Raw genomic sequence first — 16,155 nt, 5'->3', positions numbered from 1 at the left:
CCTGATAAACGAACGATTTCGCTTGATCTAGGCCAAGTTTTAATGACTAAAATCACAGATAATCGTCGCCGGCAGGCACGAACAATGATGTACTTAGAACGACGAGAGCCATATGAAAAATCAACAAAAAAACGTCTTTGTTATAGCGTCGCTTTCCTTTATCGCAATTACAGCAAATTCTCAAACAATTTCGGTTGGTGTTATAGGCGGGACAGCCGCGGTGGAAGCTACCCATGCAGCCGCATTTACAGGTGTCGCTGCAATTAAGCCAAATCAGGCAATCGGCGTGATGAATACACAAATGTCTGCAGTCGCGGGACGCGAGCTGTCTTCTGTTGAGAAAATCGGGCCTACGAATAGTGTCGTTCAACAAAATCTTGCAGCAACATCAGCACCGCTATCATCCACGTATGCCATCCAACCTTTCGAAAATTTCTCGAACAGTTTTACCGTTAATAATTTTAATTTTCTTCGGATGAATGTTGCGCCCGTAAATAACAATGGATTTTCGCAAGACGAGGGCGTTAATCGCGGAGAGCTACCCGCGGAGCCGACAACAGAATCAATGAATTCTGAGGCGCAAAGCTATACGGATGGGTTTGCGCCACAAAACAGTACGCAGCACGCTCAACTTCCCGCCGAGACGTCATCAGTACCCAAGTCACAATTAGCGAGTCCAATAATCGGCGCGTCCGAGGTCGACGATGGCCTTTCGAACGTGTCGGATCAGTGACCAGAAGCGAAATAACAAGCAAACTCAAAAATGGCATAGGACGCTTCATGTCTACTACAAAAACAGCAGCCTCAGTCCGATCGGACTGCAGCTCGAATACGGCCTCAAGATCACGTCTTCTTGGCTTTTGGGTAGCTGGAGCCATATTTGCCGCTCTCCTAACCCTGTGGGCGATCGTAGGCTTTTCCCCAACGGACACAAAAATAGGAACGAACGGGCAACTTTTGCAGGATTGCTTAGCTAAAAGTCGTGAAAGTTTTAGTCATGACGTTCCTGCCTCCACAGCCCTTTCTTCCGCGACGGTTTACTGCTTGAACTATACGGTCCGTGCGAAACGGTTGGATGATTGGGACATTCGGCGAAACAAGTTTGCTCTTCAAGAATACGAAGAGAAATTGATGCTGGGGGTCGTAATCGTAATGACCGTCGCTGGGCTGGGACTAGCGGGCATCCAACTTTGGACAAGTTACTTAATAGCAATGACGTCAAAGACTCCAACATCGAAGCCGGTTACAACAGCCGAAGCCGAATCTGACAAGCACATAAGCACAAACGATTTGATAAGCGAACTCTCCATTGAAAAGGGGAAGCTTGTGCTTCGGTCTTCGGTTATCGGACTTGTCATCCTGGGATTTTCATTCGGACTTTTTAGCCTCTACGTTTGGAAAGTCTATCCATTGACAACGCTATCCGTTGCGACACTGACGACTAACCAACCAGTCCCAAGTATTGGCGCTGACGGGGCGTCAGCAAAATAAGCTGAAAATGTGAAAGGGAATTTTGCACCAGCTAGGATTGCTGGGGCCATTTCCAAAATAGCTTGTTCGATAGGCGGTATATCAAAGGCTATGCTGCGGCATATATATGATAATGCCCTCTATCACATATATCAGGAGTCGCCATGCCGACCCCGGACACCCTGCGTTTGACCCTGGTGCGCGCACCCGACGACGAGGCGTCTTTTAGTCCCGGCTACCAGCGCGAGCTGCGGCGGATCTATAGCCTCGCCCGTGCCGAGGGTGGCAAGATAAGCGCGGTCACCTTCACAACCGACCGAGCGGATGGGGGTGACGGCTTCGTTGGGGAATTCATGGTCCCGTGCACGCCCGTCGCCGGGTCCACGCTCACCGCGGCGACCGGTGCCTGGCTGCAAGGTCGAGCCGGGCGCACGCTGCGACTGACAATGGGCGACTTTGAAGTTGAGGCGACCAGTGCTGGCGAACTGCACGCCCTTTTGAACCTGACGATGGCGGTCACAGAACGGCACAAAAAGCCCGCGACCGATCATGTCTGAGGCCGCGCTTGAGGGTCGATCGTCCTCACCCCGCCGGCAGATGGTCAGCCGGCCGTGCAGGGCTGATGACAGGGGAGAACAACGATGAGGCGTGACATGGACTTGATCCGCGAGTCCTGAAGGGCGATGCTATGCGTTTCCGTTTCCCGCTACTGCCAGCCGAGTTCGAGATCCCCGATTCCTGGTGGGCCGACGCCGGCATGGCAGCCTTCTGTCCCGGTGCGCCGAGCTACCGCTGCACCCTCGATGCGATTGTTGTGCCGCTCCGTGAGATCGAGCCGCCGTTCCGCAATCCAGAGGTGATGCTTGACTGGTGCGGCTTTGACCGTTCGCGAATGATCCGTGTTCTGAGCGCGATGGCGACCGGTGCAGAAATGCCGCCGGATCGCGTCGTTGCATTGCCATCTGCCGACGATCCCGCCGCACCATTCGCCTATCGCGTGTGCGACGGCTTTCACCGGTTCTACGCGTCTATTGCAGCAGGGTTTGAAATGTTGCCCGTGGTATTCCGATGAACCAAACACTCACACTCTCTTCGCCGCAGTCGTTGCCTACGCTGGTCGCGTCCGCTGGCGAACGGGCTGGCACCCGCTTCCTCGAATTTTTCGCCTCCAACATTCGCAACCCAAACACGCGCCGAGCCTATGCGCACGCGGTGGGCGAATTTCTCGCCTGGTGCGCGCAGGCGGGCGTTGGATCCATCACAGCCGTGCAACCGCTGCACGTCGCCACCTGGATCGAGTTGCAAACGCAGACCTTGTCGGCACCAACGGTCAAGCAGCACCTGGCCGCGATCCGGCACCTCTTTGACTGGCTCGCCACCGGCCAGGTCGTGCCACATAACCCCGCCGCGTCCGTGCGTGGACCCAGTCATACGACCCGCAAGGGTAAGACGCCCGTGCTCGATGCAACCGAAGCCCGGCAACTGCTCGACAGCATCGATGTCAGCACACCTATCGGCCTTAGGGATCGGGCGCTGATCGGGTTAATGGAGTTTTCGTTCGCGCGGATCGGCGCGGCTGTCACGATGCGGGTGGAAGACGTGTACGTGCAAAACCGGCGGCTATGGGTACGTCTCCGTGAAAAACGCGGCAAGCGCCATGAGATGCCGTGTCATCACACGCTTGAGGTGTACCTGCATGCGTACCTTGATGGCACCGGCATCGCGGTCGATCTGAAGCGCTCGTTGTTTCGCACGATTCGGCGCGGCACCGGGCAGCTGAGTGAAACCCCACTACCGCAGGCCAACGCCTACGCGATGGTGCGCCGTCGCGCACTCGCGGCCGGCATCGACACGAAGATCGGCAACCATACGTTCCGTGCCACCTGCATCACCGCGTACCTGAAGAGCGGCGGCACGCTCGAGAACGCCGCGGCGATGGCCAATCATGCGTCGACGCGCACCACGCAGCTCTACGACCGGCGCAGCGGCGACGTCTCTCTGGACGAGGTCGAGCGGATCCGCGTCTAGACGCGCTGAAGGCCGATCTATAGATTGCCGCCACCCCGGCATTGTGGTTTCTAACTTTCACGTCAAAGCACGATCGCTTTTGCTTCATTGAACACCGGGAGAAGCACGATGACGATGCTCAGTCACGATTGCCGCGTCAGCTTGTATCGAATCATCTGGGAAAGCGGGGAGGGCAGTGTCCAGGTGTTTGCACTCGAATCCACGCGAGATGCCGCGCGGCGGTTTTTTGAAGCGACGATCGCGCTGATCGCCGGGCGGCCTGGGATCGATCTAGAGTTGTACAACCTGGTTTCGTACCGCGACCTGGTCGACAACGGTGTGAGTGAAGATGAGGATCTGCGTGTGTTCGAAATCGGCTCACGTGGGGATGTGGTGACCGTATGGGCGGACAAGCCGCTCTTTCTGACGACCGACCCGACGCTCGTGGGCAAGTGGGCCGAGTTGCAGGCGGAACGCGCCGCGCAGGCCGCGCGGGTGGCGATGCGGCGCATCGGAGGAGAGCGATGACGCAGTGCACCTTGAAAACCGCGATCGGCGGTCAGGCGGTGACGGTCCTCATGGGCTGGGATAAGCCTCTGCAATATCACTTCATGGTGATTGAATATCTCAACGGGGATGACGAGCTGCTCTCCAGCAACCTCGACGACGGCGAGGTTGCTCTGGCTGGCCGCCTGCCTACTTTGCGAAGAAAGCCCGCACGTTTGGCATCGAGCTGCCGTCTGCGATGCTGGCGAAGCTGCAGGCCGATGAAGCGCTGAACTTGGGCAATGCGACATCGAGCTTTGATGCCGCCGGAATCGAAGCCCTGGAGTAGACGGGCGTGGCACGTACCCCATTGAGTTGGTCGGGATTACTTCGATTTGGGCCATTGTTGACGCGCGTGCAGCACACGCAGGATCTGCACGTCATCGCCCTGCAGGCGATAGATGAGCAGATAGTTTTCGGTCACCACGCACTCGCGCGTGCCGCGTACACGGCCGGCCTTGTATAGCTTCGGGTGAGTCTCCAGTCGTGCGGTCTTACTTTCAATTTCAGTCGCTAACATCGACGCGCCCTGAGGGCTTTCCTCGCTCACGGCGTCCAAAATATCTGCTAGGTTAATCAGCGCTTCAGCCAGCCATCGCACCGTCATGCGTTGGCCTTCCGCCGGCTCTTGCTGACGGGCTTACCGGCCAGCGCGCGCAACGTGGTCGTGTCGCCCGCGCGGAGCGCGGCGGCCACATCGGCGTGCGCCACTTTGACGGTGGCAGGATCGTCGGCCTCGATCAGCGCCGCGCCGATCTCGGCACGAAACCACTTGTCATAGGCGGCAGCCTGGTGCGCGGCCTTCATCTGCGCGCGCGCGCGCTCGGAGTTGCTCTGCGAGCGTGCAGACAGCGGGGCGTTTGGATCGTACTGTGCTGCATCCACATCGAACTGGACAATGCCTATTTCACGTAAGTACGACACGATGGTCTCGAACCGCTTGAACACGCGCACATTGCCCCGCTGCGCGGCCAGTGGTCGCTCGGTCATCCCATATTTGAACAGAACGCCCCAGCCGCCTTTTTGGCCGACCACGTGAGCCGCGCGAATCGCGCCAGCTTCCACAAGCTGGGAGACGATTTCATGGGTAATCGTGTCAGTTGCCATATCGATCCCTATTGATGATTCACAGAACAGGTCTTAGTATCGCATCGGTACAGGATATAGACAATCAATTTACAGGATTGTGAAGAGGCAGTTCGACGCAGCATCAGTATCGACCGTCAAACCTCTGAAGCTTGACGGCGTGTCGGCGAGATATACACTGTTGTTTTATACAGTAGTTTTAACATCTGATGTATGTACATATTGTTGCGATGCGCTTTCACGGAAAGGCGCTCGAACAGATCCAAATTCGTACCAGCGAGTCCGTGCGCGCAGAACTGATCGTTGCCCAGGAGAATTCCAGCGCACTAGGGCGATATTCTGACGTTGCAAGAGCCAGCGCCGCCGGCGATGGGCGAGACCAACTCTTGCCTCCACTTTACGACTGTACCCTTTCAAACATGGCGCACGGTGGCTTCGTTCTTAAAGGCTTCGAATTGATCGGATCTGTCGCGTTTGCGCAGAATTGGTGGTGTCGACCGGCTGTCCGGTAGATTTCGGATGTCGGCCGGCAACCGAACCACTCATCATGCTTGACGGTCCCGTTAGGGAAGAGGGGAGGTCGCGTCGTGTGCTATTCAGCTCAAATTATTGCGGACTATCGCAAATATGTAAAAATGTTCGGAGCGGACATGAGCATTCGAGAGTTTGCGCAGTTCTACTGGGAGCGCGTCGAAGGGAGCGGGGCGAAGACTCCGAAGGCGATGGACGCGGCATTTTTGGGCGCTCACCCGGCTGACTTGCAAAGGATTCAAACGTCTATCGATCAGTTCGCCGCAGCACAGTCGATGAAGCTCGAGCAGGATCTATTTAAGCAACGCAGCCGGCTCGCCGACGCCGAGCGCACGCTCCTGATAAAGACGACTAAGGCGGCCACAGAAAGCAAACGCATTGCGACCGATAAAATCGATGCGGCCCTGCGCGGACTCGATGATCTGCGGCGCACCGATTTGAAAGAACGCGACTCTCGAATTTACCCGGGCTGGTACGCGCCGGTGATGATCGTCCAGGATGGACAACGCGTCGTACTCCCGATGAGATACCGATGCCGGTTGCCAGGCTGGACCGCAGAGACAGAGAAATTCAAGGATGGTAGCTACAACGCAAAGCGCGACAGCCTCAAGACAGCATGGCGAAAGCTGTTCGGTTTCCAGCATGGAATCATGGTTGTCGACTGGTTCTACGAGAACGTGCAGCGCGACGGCGAGAATGTCATCCTGCGGTTCGATCCTACACCTGGGCAGCCGCTGTTGATCGCGTGCTTGTGGCACCGCTGGACCGCTCCCGGCGAACCGGATCTTTTATCGTTCGCGGCAATCACGGACGAGCCTCCGCCGGAGATCGCGGCAGCTGGTCACAATCGCTGCATCATCCCGATCAAGCCAGAGCACGTCGATCAGTGGCTCAATCCAGATCCTAAAAATCTTGCAGCCCAATACGCCATTCTCGACGACCGCGAAAGACCGTATTACGAGCATCAAATGGCGGCATAAAACGAATCGTGGGCAGTCGGAATGGACCAAGCCAAAGGAGTGTCAAATGGATACGTTTCTCGGCGCGCCAGAAACAGTCGATGACTAGATGGGCACGGCCTACGCGGACGATGCTGAAGATGCAGTGGCATTGAGGCGATTGCTACATGATCGTTGACTGGTTCCAACTGAACATATAGTGTTCGGCGTCGATCTCTGGCTCACCAACGACGGCGGTGATAAACCGAAATACAAAGCACCGTACATCGAGGTTTTCGTGCTCGATACAGCAGGCTTTACGGATGCGAAATCGGCAATCACACATGCGCTCGAATCCGGGGACCTGCACCTCGGACAATGCTTTGTCGAACTGACACTTGAAGAGGTTTTGCTATTCTTCAGGCGCTGTCGGATCAGCCTGGTATCGTCAGATGCCAGCACCAAGCACACGGGCCACACGCACGATATCTGGCGCCCGATTCACCACGCGACTACCGCAGCTTTCAACCGCCGCCGGGGTAGCCGTCGGCTGGCCCCGCGGCTGCAACGTGCGGTAGCGCACGCTGCGGTGTATGAAGGCGTCAACCGGTCCGATTTCGCCGCTCGACTTCGCCTATAACAGTGACAAACAGGTGGTGAACATGCTGGCTGACACGCATCCCTTCGGTACGCCATCCCCTGAGCCCCGGCAAAGGCCGTCTTTGCTTGTCGTTTGTACCTACGCGACATCGACCTTGTGTAGTCAGCTCAGCAGACCCAGGACGCGGCTTCATAACCAAGGGACCTCTGGAAGGCGAAAAACAGAGGGGAGCTCAAGGACTGGGTCGAACCTGATATTGGCGAGATGCTGATGTTCTACAACCTCAACGGAAGTGGAGACTTATCAATGCGCGAAAATATTTTCCGCCATCCGTACGCCAACGACACCAGCGCCAAGAAACTAACGTTTCTTTTGCTTGCGGCGATTTCTGGCCTTATATTCACGTCATCAACCTTTGGGGAGTCGATTGAAAACAAAGAGGAAGCCGTGGTTCAATGCGACGGTTTTCTTGTCGAATCGGGTATGTCTGGGATGTTAGAAAAACAAGACAAAACTAAAAGCCAATTTGCCGAGAGAACAATTAAAGCTGCATTTGGGCCCGATGCATACGGAATACTGGCACTTACTGGTTTTCAAACATACAAGAAAATTGTTTATTTATATATGAGTAAACACACGACAGGTCAAGTACGCCGGCTAGAGCAACGCGGGTCGACGGATTTTGACTCATTCGCCAATAACCATGATATAGACGGCGCGACCAAATATTTCGAAAACTGCAATGCAGACAATGCCGCCGTCGCGAAATATTTCGATTGGTGAGCATGCATGGATAAGCCGTCCACATGTAGTGCACTTACGATCGGTCTCTGGCTGACAGTGATTGCCATGCCCGTTTCGGCGGGCTTCGATGAAGGCCTGACCGCGGCAAAGAAGGGTGACTTTAAAACTGCGTTCGAACAGTGGCGGCCGTTGGCTCAGGAAGGAGATGCTCGCGCGCAAGACAAGCTAGGACACATGTATGCCGAAGGCAAGGGCACACCACGTAACGACGTGCAAGCGGTGACGTGGTTCCGCAAAGCGGCCGATCAAGGAAACGGGGACGCCCAATTCTATCTAGCTGCTATGTACTATCACGGCCGGGGAGTATCACAGGACTATAAAGAGGCTGTAGCTTGGTCCCGTAAATCGGCCGAGCGAGGAAATGCTGATGGTCAAGGCCTGTTGGGCGCGATGTACGCAGACGGCACCGGCGTACAGCAGGACTACAAAGAAGCTGCGGAGTGGTACCGCAAGGCGGCTCAGCAAGGAGAGGCCGCTGCACAGCGCGCGCTCGGCGGGCTGTATGCGACCGGTCAGGGCGTGCCGAAGGACTACACGGAAGCTCTACGCTGGTTCCGCAAAGCGGCCGACCAAGGTGTCGCCCAGGCTCAGGACGACATGGGCGCAATGTACTTCTACGGGTATGGCGTGCCCCAAGACTACCACATGGCCATGGACTGGTTTCGCAAGGCAGCCGATCAGGGAAATGATAACGCCCAACACGATTTGGGTACGATGTACTTGAACGGCTATGGCGTGCCGCAAGACTACAAGGAAGCAGTCGCGTGGTTCCGGAGATCAGCCGACCACGGAAATGCTAATGGTGAAGCAAAACTCGCGTTAATGTACGGCAACGGTTCCGGCGTCTCCAAAAATCTCGTGGTGGCATATGCGCTTTCTAACCTGGCCGCAGCTGGCGAGCTGTCATCAAGTCACATTGCTTCCGCATATCGATCGGTGATTGCTAAAAAATTGAATAACCACGAAATCGAAGCGGCACAGGCGTTGACCCGATCGATGGAGAGGCCCGGAGACATATTAAAAGCCATGGATAACTACATCAATAAGTAATATAGAATTAATAGCCAGATTATATTTGTTCACAAATTGCCGTACCGCCGCGTTCGCAAATTTGAACGGAGCGCCACTCTGGGCAACGCATTTCTTACGATTTGACCTAACACCTGTGACACTTTTTAAGTATTCTGCTAAATCGTCATGTTTTTGCATGCCAGAGCTTTTTTAGGAATGTCGTGTTTTGGAGCTGGTGCGATGCTGGGAGCTCCGATCCATCGATGGCAGCTCGCCGTGCAGTCAACCGAACTGGTGGGACGTCATGGCCTTAATCGGAGCGGTCTCCGACATCAGTCGTCCGCCCGCTGCACACGGGCCGAGGTGCTCGCCACTGAAACGACTCAGTCGTTTCAACGTCATGAATCGAAAACATAAACATACTTTCAGGCATAGCATCCTGCCGCAGTCGGACACGGCGCAGTTCGCGACGCCCGGCATTTGCTGGGCTGAGACATTTTCGCAACACTCGAGATTTTAATGTGCCGATCGGCATTGTTTTACGCTGAACTTTGTTATGTTTAGATGGAAGTTGTAAACGTAAAGATTTCAATCGCTCGGATGCGGTCGTTTGCTGTCCAGACGCAAGCGACCGGACATAGGGCGACGCGGCAGGAGAGATCAATATGTTGCGATGGATAGCAAACTGGGCCGCACGTTACGCGCCTACTGTGGAGCAGCAGGCGCAAAAGGCTTTGCCTGAACTCCGTCTGGAGCTCTTTCAAGCCGAGCAACGAATTCTTGATGCACAAGTACACGCGGACTACTACCGCGCGCGATTAGCATTTTGCGAATCGGTGCTGAAAAATGGCATTGAGCAGGTTAGCGACAGGCGAAAGGAGCCGGGAACGGCAGTTGCGACGTTGCGCGGCGGCCCTAAGCTAACAGCAGCGCAATCGGCTTGAGGACGTCCCGGTCCAAGAACTGAGGATGTCCTGCTGTAATGCGGTCGGGGCTTCGCAATTACGCGTTAAGGTCAGCGAGGCGTTCGCCGGAAAGGGCCACTTCGCAATTAATGCATAAAGCCAACCCGCCCGGCCTTGCGCCGCTGCTGTTACGTCCCGCACCTATATTTGGCAAACCTAAGCATTACGATGCGGGCGGTAAGTAAGCATCCGGCGAACTCATCTGGTTTTCTGGTCCCGGGCGTAAGAGCATACGTTTCCACGATCAGGAAGCGGACACGTGCACACTATTTCCCAAGACATTCCGACAGGGCGCACACGGCGCACCTACAGCACGTCGTTTAAGTCAGAGCTTATCGAACAATGTCGGCAGGTCGGAGTTTCATGTTCCGCCGTTGCGATCTCGCATAGCTTGAATCCTAATGTGCTGCGGCGCTGGATCAAAGAGGCCGCCGATCCTAGCGACGCTGCGCTGCCTGCGCCCAAGCCGGTTGATGTCGAGCTCAAGCCAGCCTTCGTCGCGCTGCCAATGACCGTGCCGACACCACAAGCGCCCGATGCGGCGCAAGTGAACGTGCGAATCGACATTCAGCGCAATGGCACAACCGTGTCGGTGCTGTGGCCGCACTTTTGTTTGAGCGACAGCGCAGCTTGGGTTCGGGAGGTGCTGCGATGATCCGCATCGACGCCATTTGGCTTGCGACCGAACCTCTCGATATGCGTGCCGGCGCCGATACCATCCTTACGCGCGTGGTGAAGGTATTTGGGTCCGCACGGCCCCACCATGCGTATCTGTTTGCTAACCGGCGTTCGACACGCATGAAGGTGCTGGCGTACGACGGATTTGGCGTCTGGCTTGCTGCACGACGCTTGAACAAGGGTCATTTCGTTTGGGCCAATGGCCATAGTGAGATCGCTGAGACATTGAATCCCGAGCAATTGCGCGCACTCGTGATCGGGCTGCCCTGCAGACGTTGGCGCACGACCACGTAATCGCGGTGGTATAGCAAATGACGTAAACAGTTTCGATTCCCCCAGCCTGTAGGTGCTGGCAAACTTGATGCATGAATTCACCCACTGATCTCGATGCCCTGAACCCCGATCAACTGCGCGCACTCGCGCGCCAGTTGATGACCCAGGTCGACGAGAAGACGCGTGAATCGCACTACCGCCAAACGCGCATTGACCAGCTCACCCATGAGCTCTCGGTCATCAAACGCCTGCAATTCGGCAGACGCAGCGAACAGTTCACCGCCGAGCAGTTAAGCTTGCTGGACGAGGCCATTGATGAGGATTTGGCCGCGCTGCAGGCCGAGTTGGATGAACTGCGCTCGGACGCGCCGCAGGAGAAACCTCGCAAGCAGGCCAAACGCTTGTCGTTGCCGCCCCAGTTGCCCCGCACCGACATCCATCACGAGCCGACGGAGTTGAGCTGCCCCTGTGGCTGCCGACGCGTGCGCATCGGCGAGGATATCAGCGAGAAGCTCGACTACACTCCGGGCGTGTTCACTGTTGAGCGTCACATCCGTGGGAAGTGGGCATGTAAAGCGTGCGAAACGTTGATCCAGGCGCCCGGTGCCACCGCATGTGATCGACAAAGGGATTCCGACGAATGGCTTGCTCGCGCAGGTGTTGGTCGCCAAATACGGCGACCACCTTCCTCTGTACCGGCAGGAACGCATCTTCGCCCGGGCTGGCCTAGCAATTCCACAATCGACGCTCGGCGGCTGGGTGGGCGTATGCGGTGTGCGTTTGCAGCCTTTGGTCGACGCACTTCGCGAGGAACTGCTGCGCCACAGCGTCTTACATGCAGACGAAACGCCGGTGCGGATGTTGAGCCCCGGCAAAGGGAAGACGCATAGCGCCTATTTATGGGCCTACACGTCGACTCAGTTCGCAGAGGTGCGCGCGGTCGTGTACGAGTTCGCCGACGGCAGATCTGGCGAACATGCCCGCGCCTTCTGGGGCAACTGGCGTGGCAAGCTGGTCGTCGACGATTACAGCGGCTATAAAGCAGGATTCAAACTGGGCATCACGGAAATTGGCTGCATGGCTCAGTATCCCGAGTATCGTTTTATGTCGAGCAACGGCCGTCCGAGGCTAATGGGCGCGTTTGAAGGGCCAAACAACTCGGCATATCATCTGTGTGGACACCATCGGTGTGCGGCGTCCGGGCGGCGAACATGCAGATCCCATTACGAACGCAATCAAGTGTCGAGAGCTACATCGCGAAGCACGAATGGCTCGCAGTGCGTCTGTACCGTTGTCCGTTGCACCCCTCTGGCGGGTGCTCGTTTGCTCGCCATGGCACCTATGAGCGCGCGACTCCATCAGGGATGCGTATTGCCAGGTGGTACTGTCCTGAGGGACACCGAACTTTCAGCCTCCTACCGGACTTTCTCTCTGCAAGGCTGCCGGGTCTGCTTGGCTCAGTCGACGCTGTCGCCGCGAGCGTGCCGCGTATGCGCAGCATGGAGGCCGCTGCCAATGCGCTGCGACAGGACGACGTGAGTTTGCCGGCGGCTGTGCGTTGGTTGCGCCGCAGGGTGCGCGCGGTTCAAGCAGCGCTCCAGGCAGTATCTTCCCTGCATCCGCCAACGCCTGGTATCTGGCATCTTTGGGGCATCTCAGGCGACGCCAGCTCGTCTCGTACGCTCGTGGAGTTGAGGCGTGAGCTTTCCCCACAGACACTCAGCGAACTACCGGCGCCGCTGGGCTTTCTGCGATTGCAGCGAGGCGTATCGGACCGTGGCGCGTCTGACCAACAAGACACGGGGCCTGACGGCAGGTGCGAGCCGATTTACGCTGCAGCGGTCAACTGTGAGCAAACAGTATGCAGCTCGAACCAACCGATTCACGCCGATCCTGGCCATCTCCGACGACAGCCGAGATCATCCATGTATGGCGTGACGACCGCTCCGTAAAGGACAGCAGTGCCTGCGTGTATCTCCGATGGATCGGACGCTTCAGGGCGTATTGCGAACAGCACGGACTGAATGAGCCGGCTCAGCTGACTCTCGATGGTGCGCGCCACTTCGTCCATTGGTATCGCCGACAGCATGATCTAGGCCCCGGTGCAGCAGCGAACGCCAGGACGGCGGTCTACGAATTGAATCGTGTCTATTGTGTGCTCGGAAGGGACGTGCCGACTTGGCGGGTTGCACCGGCTGCCAGTTCCCCCGCGACGGCGGTGCTGCGCGCATACAGGGATCACCTGGTTGCACATCGTGGCAGTCCGCCGACGACCGTGCACAAGAAGCTGACTCACATAGGCTATTTTCTGGCGCATCTTCGCAAGTGCGGTCACACGTGGCGCTCCATGACGCTGGCTGATATCGATGCGTTTCTCGTTGACTGCAGTCGTCGATACGCCCGAACCACGACAGCCGATATCGCCGGCAGCATCCGGTCTTTCTCACGCTTTCTGCTTGCCAGCGGCCGCAGCGCGCGCAATCTCGCCGATTCAGTCATAGCGCCCGTGCAGCCAAAGTATGAGCATCCACATCGGGCGTTGCCATGGGAGGATGTGCAGCGGTTACTCCATGCTGTGAACCGATCAGATCCGTGCGGTCTGCGCGACTACGCGATGCTGCTGATGATGAGCACCTATGGCTTCGGCGCCGGGGAGGTGATCGGGCTGCGACTAGACGATATCAACTGGAGCGCGGCAACATTGCGGGTGATTCGACCGAAGACCGGAACGGCCTTCACGTTACCGCTGTTGCCGGCCGTCGCGAAGGCCGTGGCTCTCTATCTCCGCGACGGAAGACCACCACATGCAACGACCCGGCATCTGTTTCTTCAGTGCAGGCTGCCATTCGCTCCTTTGACTTGCTCGAGCGCGGTCAGACACATTGTGGTCAGGCATGCCACGGTGGCCGGTTTGACAGCGTCCTACCTCGGCAGCCACGTACTGCGTCACTCCAGCGCTTCTCGCCAGATCGACCTTGGCGCTGACCCAAGAGTAGTCTCAGATATTCTCGGTCATCGCGATCCGGATTCCATTTCAGCATACGTGCGCATTGCAACCGAGAAGTTGCGAGACGTTTCACTGCCGGTGCCACGATGAGGACGCTCGTGACAGCCGCAGGTATGGCGCGTGATGCCAAGGACTTTCTGAATTTCCGGCGCGCCATGGGCGTGCAATATCGCCGCGGCGAGTTTGTGCTCAACGGTTTTGTACGATTCATTGCCGAACAATGGGGCGAGCAGACCGTGGCGCTTGATGAGGCCGTTCGGCGATGGTCCTCGCGCATCGCCGGACGCAAGGCTGTCACGGTAGGCCTGGAATTCGGAGTAGTCCGTCAGTTGTGCCTTTATAGGCGCCGCAACGATCCATCCGGATATGTTCCCGAGCATGCGCTCGCGCCAGTCAAGGAATCGTTGTTTCTTCCGTACATCTTCTCGCAGGAGGAAGTGCATCGGCTTCTGCATGCGGCGAGCGAACATCACGGCCGCTGGATCTGGGCGCCCATGTTTCGTGCATTGATGCTGGTGCTTTACTGCACTGGCCTGCGTCTTGGAGAGGCGGTACGCCTGCGTATGGAGGAAGTTGATCTGTGCCGAAACGTCTTCCTGGTCTCGCATAGCAAGGGACGATCCCGCATCGTTGCATTCCGCCCGGATCTGGCCAGTGAGCTGCATCAATATCTCGAAGCGCGTCGACAGGTTCTTCGGAATCGTTGCATCGAAGATCCGCAAGCACTGTTCATTCGTCTGGACGGAACCCCGCTTACGGTGAAGTCGGCATCGGAGGCAATTCGGCGTTTGCTTCGTCAATTGTCGATCAAACCACCCGCCGGTAGGATCGGACCCAGACCGTACGAGATGCGCCATGCCTTCGCGGTGCATCGTCTCACGGCATGGGCGTCTGCCGGAGCGGATGTACACGCGAAGCTGCCGTGGCTGTCCGCCTATCTCGGTCATCAGGACGTGCTCGGTACAGAGGTCTACCTTAAGGCAACGCCACAACTGCTGGATCTCGCCAGCCGGCGGCTCCAGAACCATCTTCGCCGTGCGTCCCCTCCAGAATGAAGACTGCACCATCCGCGGCCTTGTTCATCCGGGTTGAGTCGTTCTTCACCGAGTACCTGCAACGCATGCGCGGTGCCAGCATCCACACGGTGCGCGCCTATCGCGATGCCTTGAAGCTTTTCTTTGAGTTCGTCGCGGCAAACAAGCGGTGCAGCGTTTCTGGCATTGACCTCGGCGACATGACCGCCGAAACGGTTGCCAGATTCCTCCTTCATCTCGAGACGGACCGTTCAAATTCGGTGGCAACGCGCAACTGCCGGCGCACCGCCATTCGAAGTTTCTTCAAGCACCTGCTGCGCACAGACATCATTCACTCGCATCAATATGCCGCAGCGCTCGCCCTTCCTGCAAAGAAGGCACGGCATCGGCCAGCAACCTATCTGGAAGCGGATGAGGTCCGTGCGATTCTCGCAAAGCCCGACACAAAGACGATCGGTGGATGGCGTGACTACACGTTACTATTGTTTCTCTACAATACCGGTTCGCGTGTCAGCGAAGCGGCGGGCCTTTGCTGGAACGATCTGCAGCTCACCACTCCGCGGCAAGTCCGACTGCACGGTAAAGGTCGCAAGGATCGACTTCTGCCGCTGTGGCGCGAAACTGCCGAGGCGCTTCGCCGGTTAGGGACGATCAATCATCCTGACACGCAGTCGCATGTTTTTCTCAATCGCCACGGCGAAGCACTGAGTCGTGACGGGATTGCCTACATTCTGCGCCGGCACGTGCAGACCGCGGCTCGGGACCTGCCGGCACTCGCCCACAAGCGGGTCACGCCGCACGTCATGAGGCACAGTTGCGCCGTCGGATTGCTGCAATCCGGTAACGGCGTGGAAGTCATTCGCGACTATCTTGGTCATGCGAGCATCGCGACAACTGGACGCTACATCGAGACGAACCTTCAGATGAAGCGCGATGCGCTGGAAACGTTCTGGCGGCATGCTGGGATCGAGCCTGCGCACGCGAGATCGTGGAAGCCGAAATCCGACCTCCTCGCGTTTCTGAATGCGCTGTGAGAGACGAGATTTATGTGGTGTAACGATGGCACCCAACGCTATCCACACAACGTCGACCGTTCGATTCTCAGCATAAAACGATACTCGGGATACTGGGCCCAGCAAGCGGCTTCGATAATCTGGCCAGCGCGATATAGCGCGGAATACCCGCTATAGGCATCCGCTTGCAG

Annotated in this window: 19 protein-coding genes and 1 pseudogene; 18 read left to right on the top strand and 2 right to left on the bottom strand. The window is 57.1% G+C overall.

All coding sequences use genetic code 11. The features are described from left to right. The first annotated feature begins 112 nt into the window (after nucleotides 1–112). From AWB69_RS48260 to AWB69_RS37430, 7 genes are all read left to right on the top strand, one after another. A complete protein-coding gene (locus AWB69_RS48260; RefSeq protein ID WP_156529105.1) occupies nucleotides 113–733 on the top strand; it encodes a hypothetical protein in 621 nt (206 codons plus the stop codon). A gap of 47 nt (nucleotides 734–780) precedes the next feature. Next, the gene (locus AWB69_RS48255) at nucleotides 781–1,491 is read left to right on the top strand and encodes a hypothetical protein (protein ID WP_156529104.1); all 711 of its coding nucleotides are present in this window, start codon (nucleotides 781–783) and stop codon (nucleotides 1,489–1,491) included. Nucleotides 1,492–1,634: 143 nt separating this feature from the next. Continuing rightward, nucleotides 1,635–2,027: a hypothetical protein gene (locus AWB69_RS37450; protein WP_062091827.1), complete on the top strand. Its 393-nt coding sequence runs from the start codon at nucleotides 1,635–1,637 to the stop codon at nucleotides 2,025–2,027. A 131-nt stretch (nucleotides 2,028–2,158) separates the two neighbouring features. Next, nucleotides 2,159–2,542 (top strand): hypothetical protein, encoded by a 384-nt coding sequence (locus tag AWB69_RS37445; protein ID WP_062091826.1) that lies wholly within the window; start codon nucleotides 2,159–2,161, stop codon nucleotides 2,540–2,542. Then, nucleotides 2,539–3,498 carry a tyrosine-type recombinase/integrase gene (locus tag AWB69_RS37440; protein ID WP_062091825.1) on the top strand — a complete coding sequence of 320 codons (960 nt, stop codon included), beginning with the start codon at nucleotides 2,539–2,541 and terminating at the stop codon, nucleotides 3,496–3,498. Before AWB69_RS37445 ends, AWB69_RS37440 begins: the two co-directional genes overlap by 4 nt. A gap of 108 nt (nucleotides 3,499–3,606) precedes the next feature. Further along, complete coding sequence (locus AWB69_RS37435) at nucleotides 3,607–4,005, top strand: hypothetical protein (RefSeq protein WP_062091824.1); 399 nt, start codon at nucleotides 3,607–3,609, stop codon at nucleotides 4,003–4,005. Then, complete coding sequence (locus AWB69_RS37430) at nucleotides 4,002–4,256, top strand: hypothetical protein (protein ID WP_062091823.1); 255 nt, start codon at nucleotides 4,002–4,004, stop codon at nucleotides 4,254–4,256. The genes AWB69_RS37435 and AWB69_RS37430 overlap by 4 nt, the downstream gene beginning before the upstream one ends. A gap of 92 nt (nucleotides 4,257–4,348) precedes the next feature. Here the strand turns inward: AWB69_RS37430 and AWB69_RS37425 are convergent, their stop codons facing one another. Both AWB69_RS37425 and AWB69_RS37420 read right to left on the bottom strand, forming a co-directional pair. After that, on the bottom strand, nucleotides 4,349–4,630 hold the full coding sequence (locus AWB69_RS37425) for a type II toxin-antitoxin system RelE/ParE family toxin (protein WP_062091822.1): 282 nt from the start codon (nucleotides 4,628–4,630) through the stop codon (nucleotides 4,349–4,351). After that, nucleotides 4,627–5,130 carry a hypothetical protein gene (locus tag AWB69_RS37420; RefSeq protein WP_063977986.1) on the bottom strand — a complete coding sequence of 168 codons (504 nt, stop codon included), beginning with the start codon at nucleotides 5,128–5,130 and terminating at the stop codon, nucleotides 4,627–4,629. The genes AWB69_RS37425 and AWB69_RS37420 overlap by 4 nt, the downstream gene beginning before the upstream one ends. A 566-nt stretch (nucleotides 5,131–5,696) precedes the next feature. Here AWB69_RS37420 and AWB69_RS37415 point away from each other — a divergent pair. The 11 genes and pseudogenes from AWB69_RS37415 (at nucleotide 5,697) to AWB69_RS37365 (ending at nucleotide 15,985) form a co-directional block, all read left to right on the top strand. Next, on the top strand, nucleotides 5,697–6,620 hold the full coding sequence (locus AWB69_RS37415) for an SOS response-associated peptidase family protein (protein WP_062091821.1): 924 nt from the start codon (nucleotides 5,697–5,699) through the stop codon (nucleotides 6,618–6,620). A gap of 178 nt (nucleotides 6,621–6,798) precedes the next feature. Next, on the top strand, nucleotides 6,799–7,218 hold the full coding sequence (locus AWB69_RS37410; RefSeq protein WP_062091820.1) for a hypothetical protein: 420 nt from the start codon (nucleotides 6,799–6,801) through the stop codon (nucleotides 7,216–7,218). Nucleotides 7,219–7,449: 231 nt separating this feature from the next. Continuing rightward, nucleotides 7,450–7,962: a hypothetical protein gene (locus tag AWB69_RS37405; RefSeq protein WP_156529103.1), complete on the top strand. Its 513-nt coding sequence runs from the start codon at nucleotides 7,450–7,452 to the stop codon at nucleotides 7,960–7,962. A gap of 6 nt (nucleotides 7,963–7,968) precedes the next feature. Next, on the top strand, nucleotides 7,969–9,033 hold the full coding sequence (locus AWB69_RS37400; RefSeq protein ID WP_062091818.1) for a tetratricopeptide repeat protein: 1,065 nt from the start codon (nucleotides 7,969–7,971) through the stop codon (nucleotides 9,031–9,033). A gap of 626 nt (nucleotides 9,034–9,659) precedes the next feature. After that, nucleotides 9,660–9,938, top strand: a complete 279-nt coding sequence (locus tag AWB69_RS37395) for a hypothetical protein (protein ID WP_062091817.1) — start codon at nucleotides 9,660–9,662, stop codon at nucleotides 9,936–9,938. Nucleotides 9,939–10,218: 280 nt separating this feature from the next. Then, complete coding sequence (locus AWB69_RS46380; protein ID WP_075644056.1) at nucleotides 10,219–10,614, top strand: transposase; 396 nt, start codon at nucleotides 10,219–10,221, stop codon at nucleotides 10,612–10,614. After that, nucleotides 10,611–10,931, top strand: coding sequence for an IS66 family insertion sequence element accessory protein TnpB (gene tnpB / locus AWB69_RS37385; RefSeq protein WP_062091815.1), 321 nt, complete (start codon nucleotides 10,611–10,613; stop codon nucleotides 10,929–10,931). Before AWB69_RS46380 ends, tnpB begins: the two co-directional genes overlap by 4 nt. Nucleotides 10,932–11,002: 71 nt before the next feature. Then, a pseudogene (tnpC, locus tag AWB69_RS37380) lies at nucleotides 11,003–11,993 on the top strand (IS66 family transposase); the annotation flags it as partial. A gap of 1,087 nt (nucleotides 11,994–13,080) precedes the next feature. Then, a complete protein-coding gene (locus tag AWB69_RS37375; protein WP_231937362.1) occupies nucleotides 13,081–14,007 on the top strand; it encodes a site-specific integrase in 927 nt (308 codons plus the stop codon). After that, nucleotides 14,004–14,972 carry a tyrosine-type recombinase/integrase gene (locus AWB69_RS37370; RefSeq protein ID WP_062091813.1) on the top strand — a complete coding sequence of 323 codons (969 nt, stop codon included), beginning with the start codon at nucleotides 14,004–14,006 and terminating at the stop codon, nucleotides 14,970–14,972. The genes AWB69_RS37375 and AWB69_RS37370 overlap by 4 nt, the downstream gene beginning before the upstream one ends. Nucleotides 14,973–14,992: 20 nt before the next feature. Next, the gene (locus AWB69_RS37365; RefSeq protein WP_231937361.1) at nucleotides 14,993–15,985 is read left to right on the top strand and encodes a site-specific integrase; all 993 of its coding nucleotides are present in this window, start codon (nucleotides 14,993–14,995) and stop codon (nucleotides 15,983–15,985) included. Nucleotides 15,986–16,155 lie beyond the last annotated feature (170 nt).

Source organism: Caballeronia udeis, assembly GCF_001544555.2.
Classification (GTDB): Bacteria; Pseudomonadota; Gammaproteobacteria; order Burkholderiales; family Burkholderiaceae; genus Caballeronia; species Caballeronia udeis.
The sequence above is the reverse complement of the archived record's forward strand: the minus strand, read 5'-3'. Positions and strand labels throughout refer to the sequence as shown.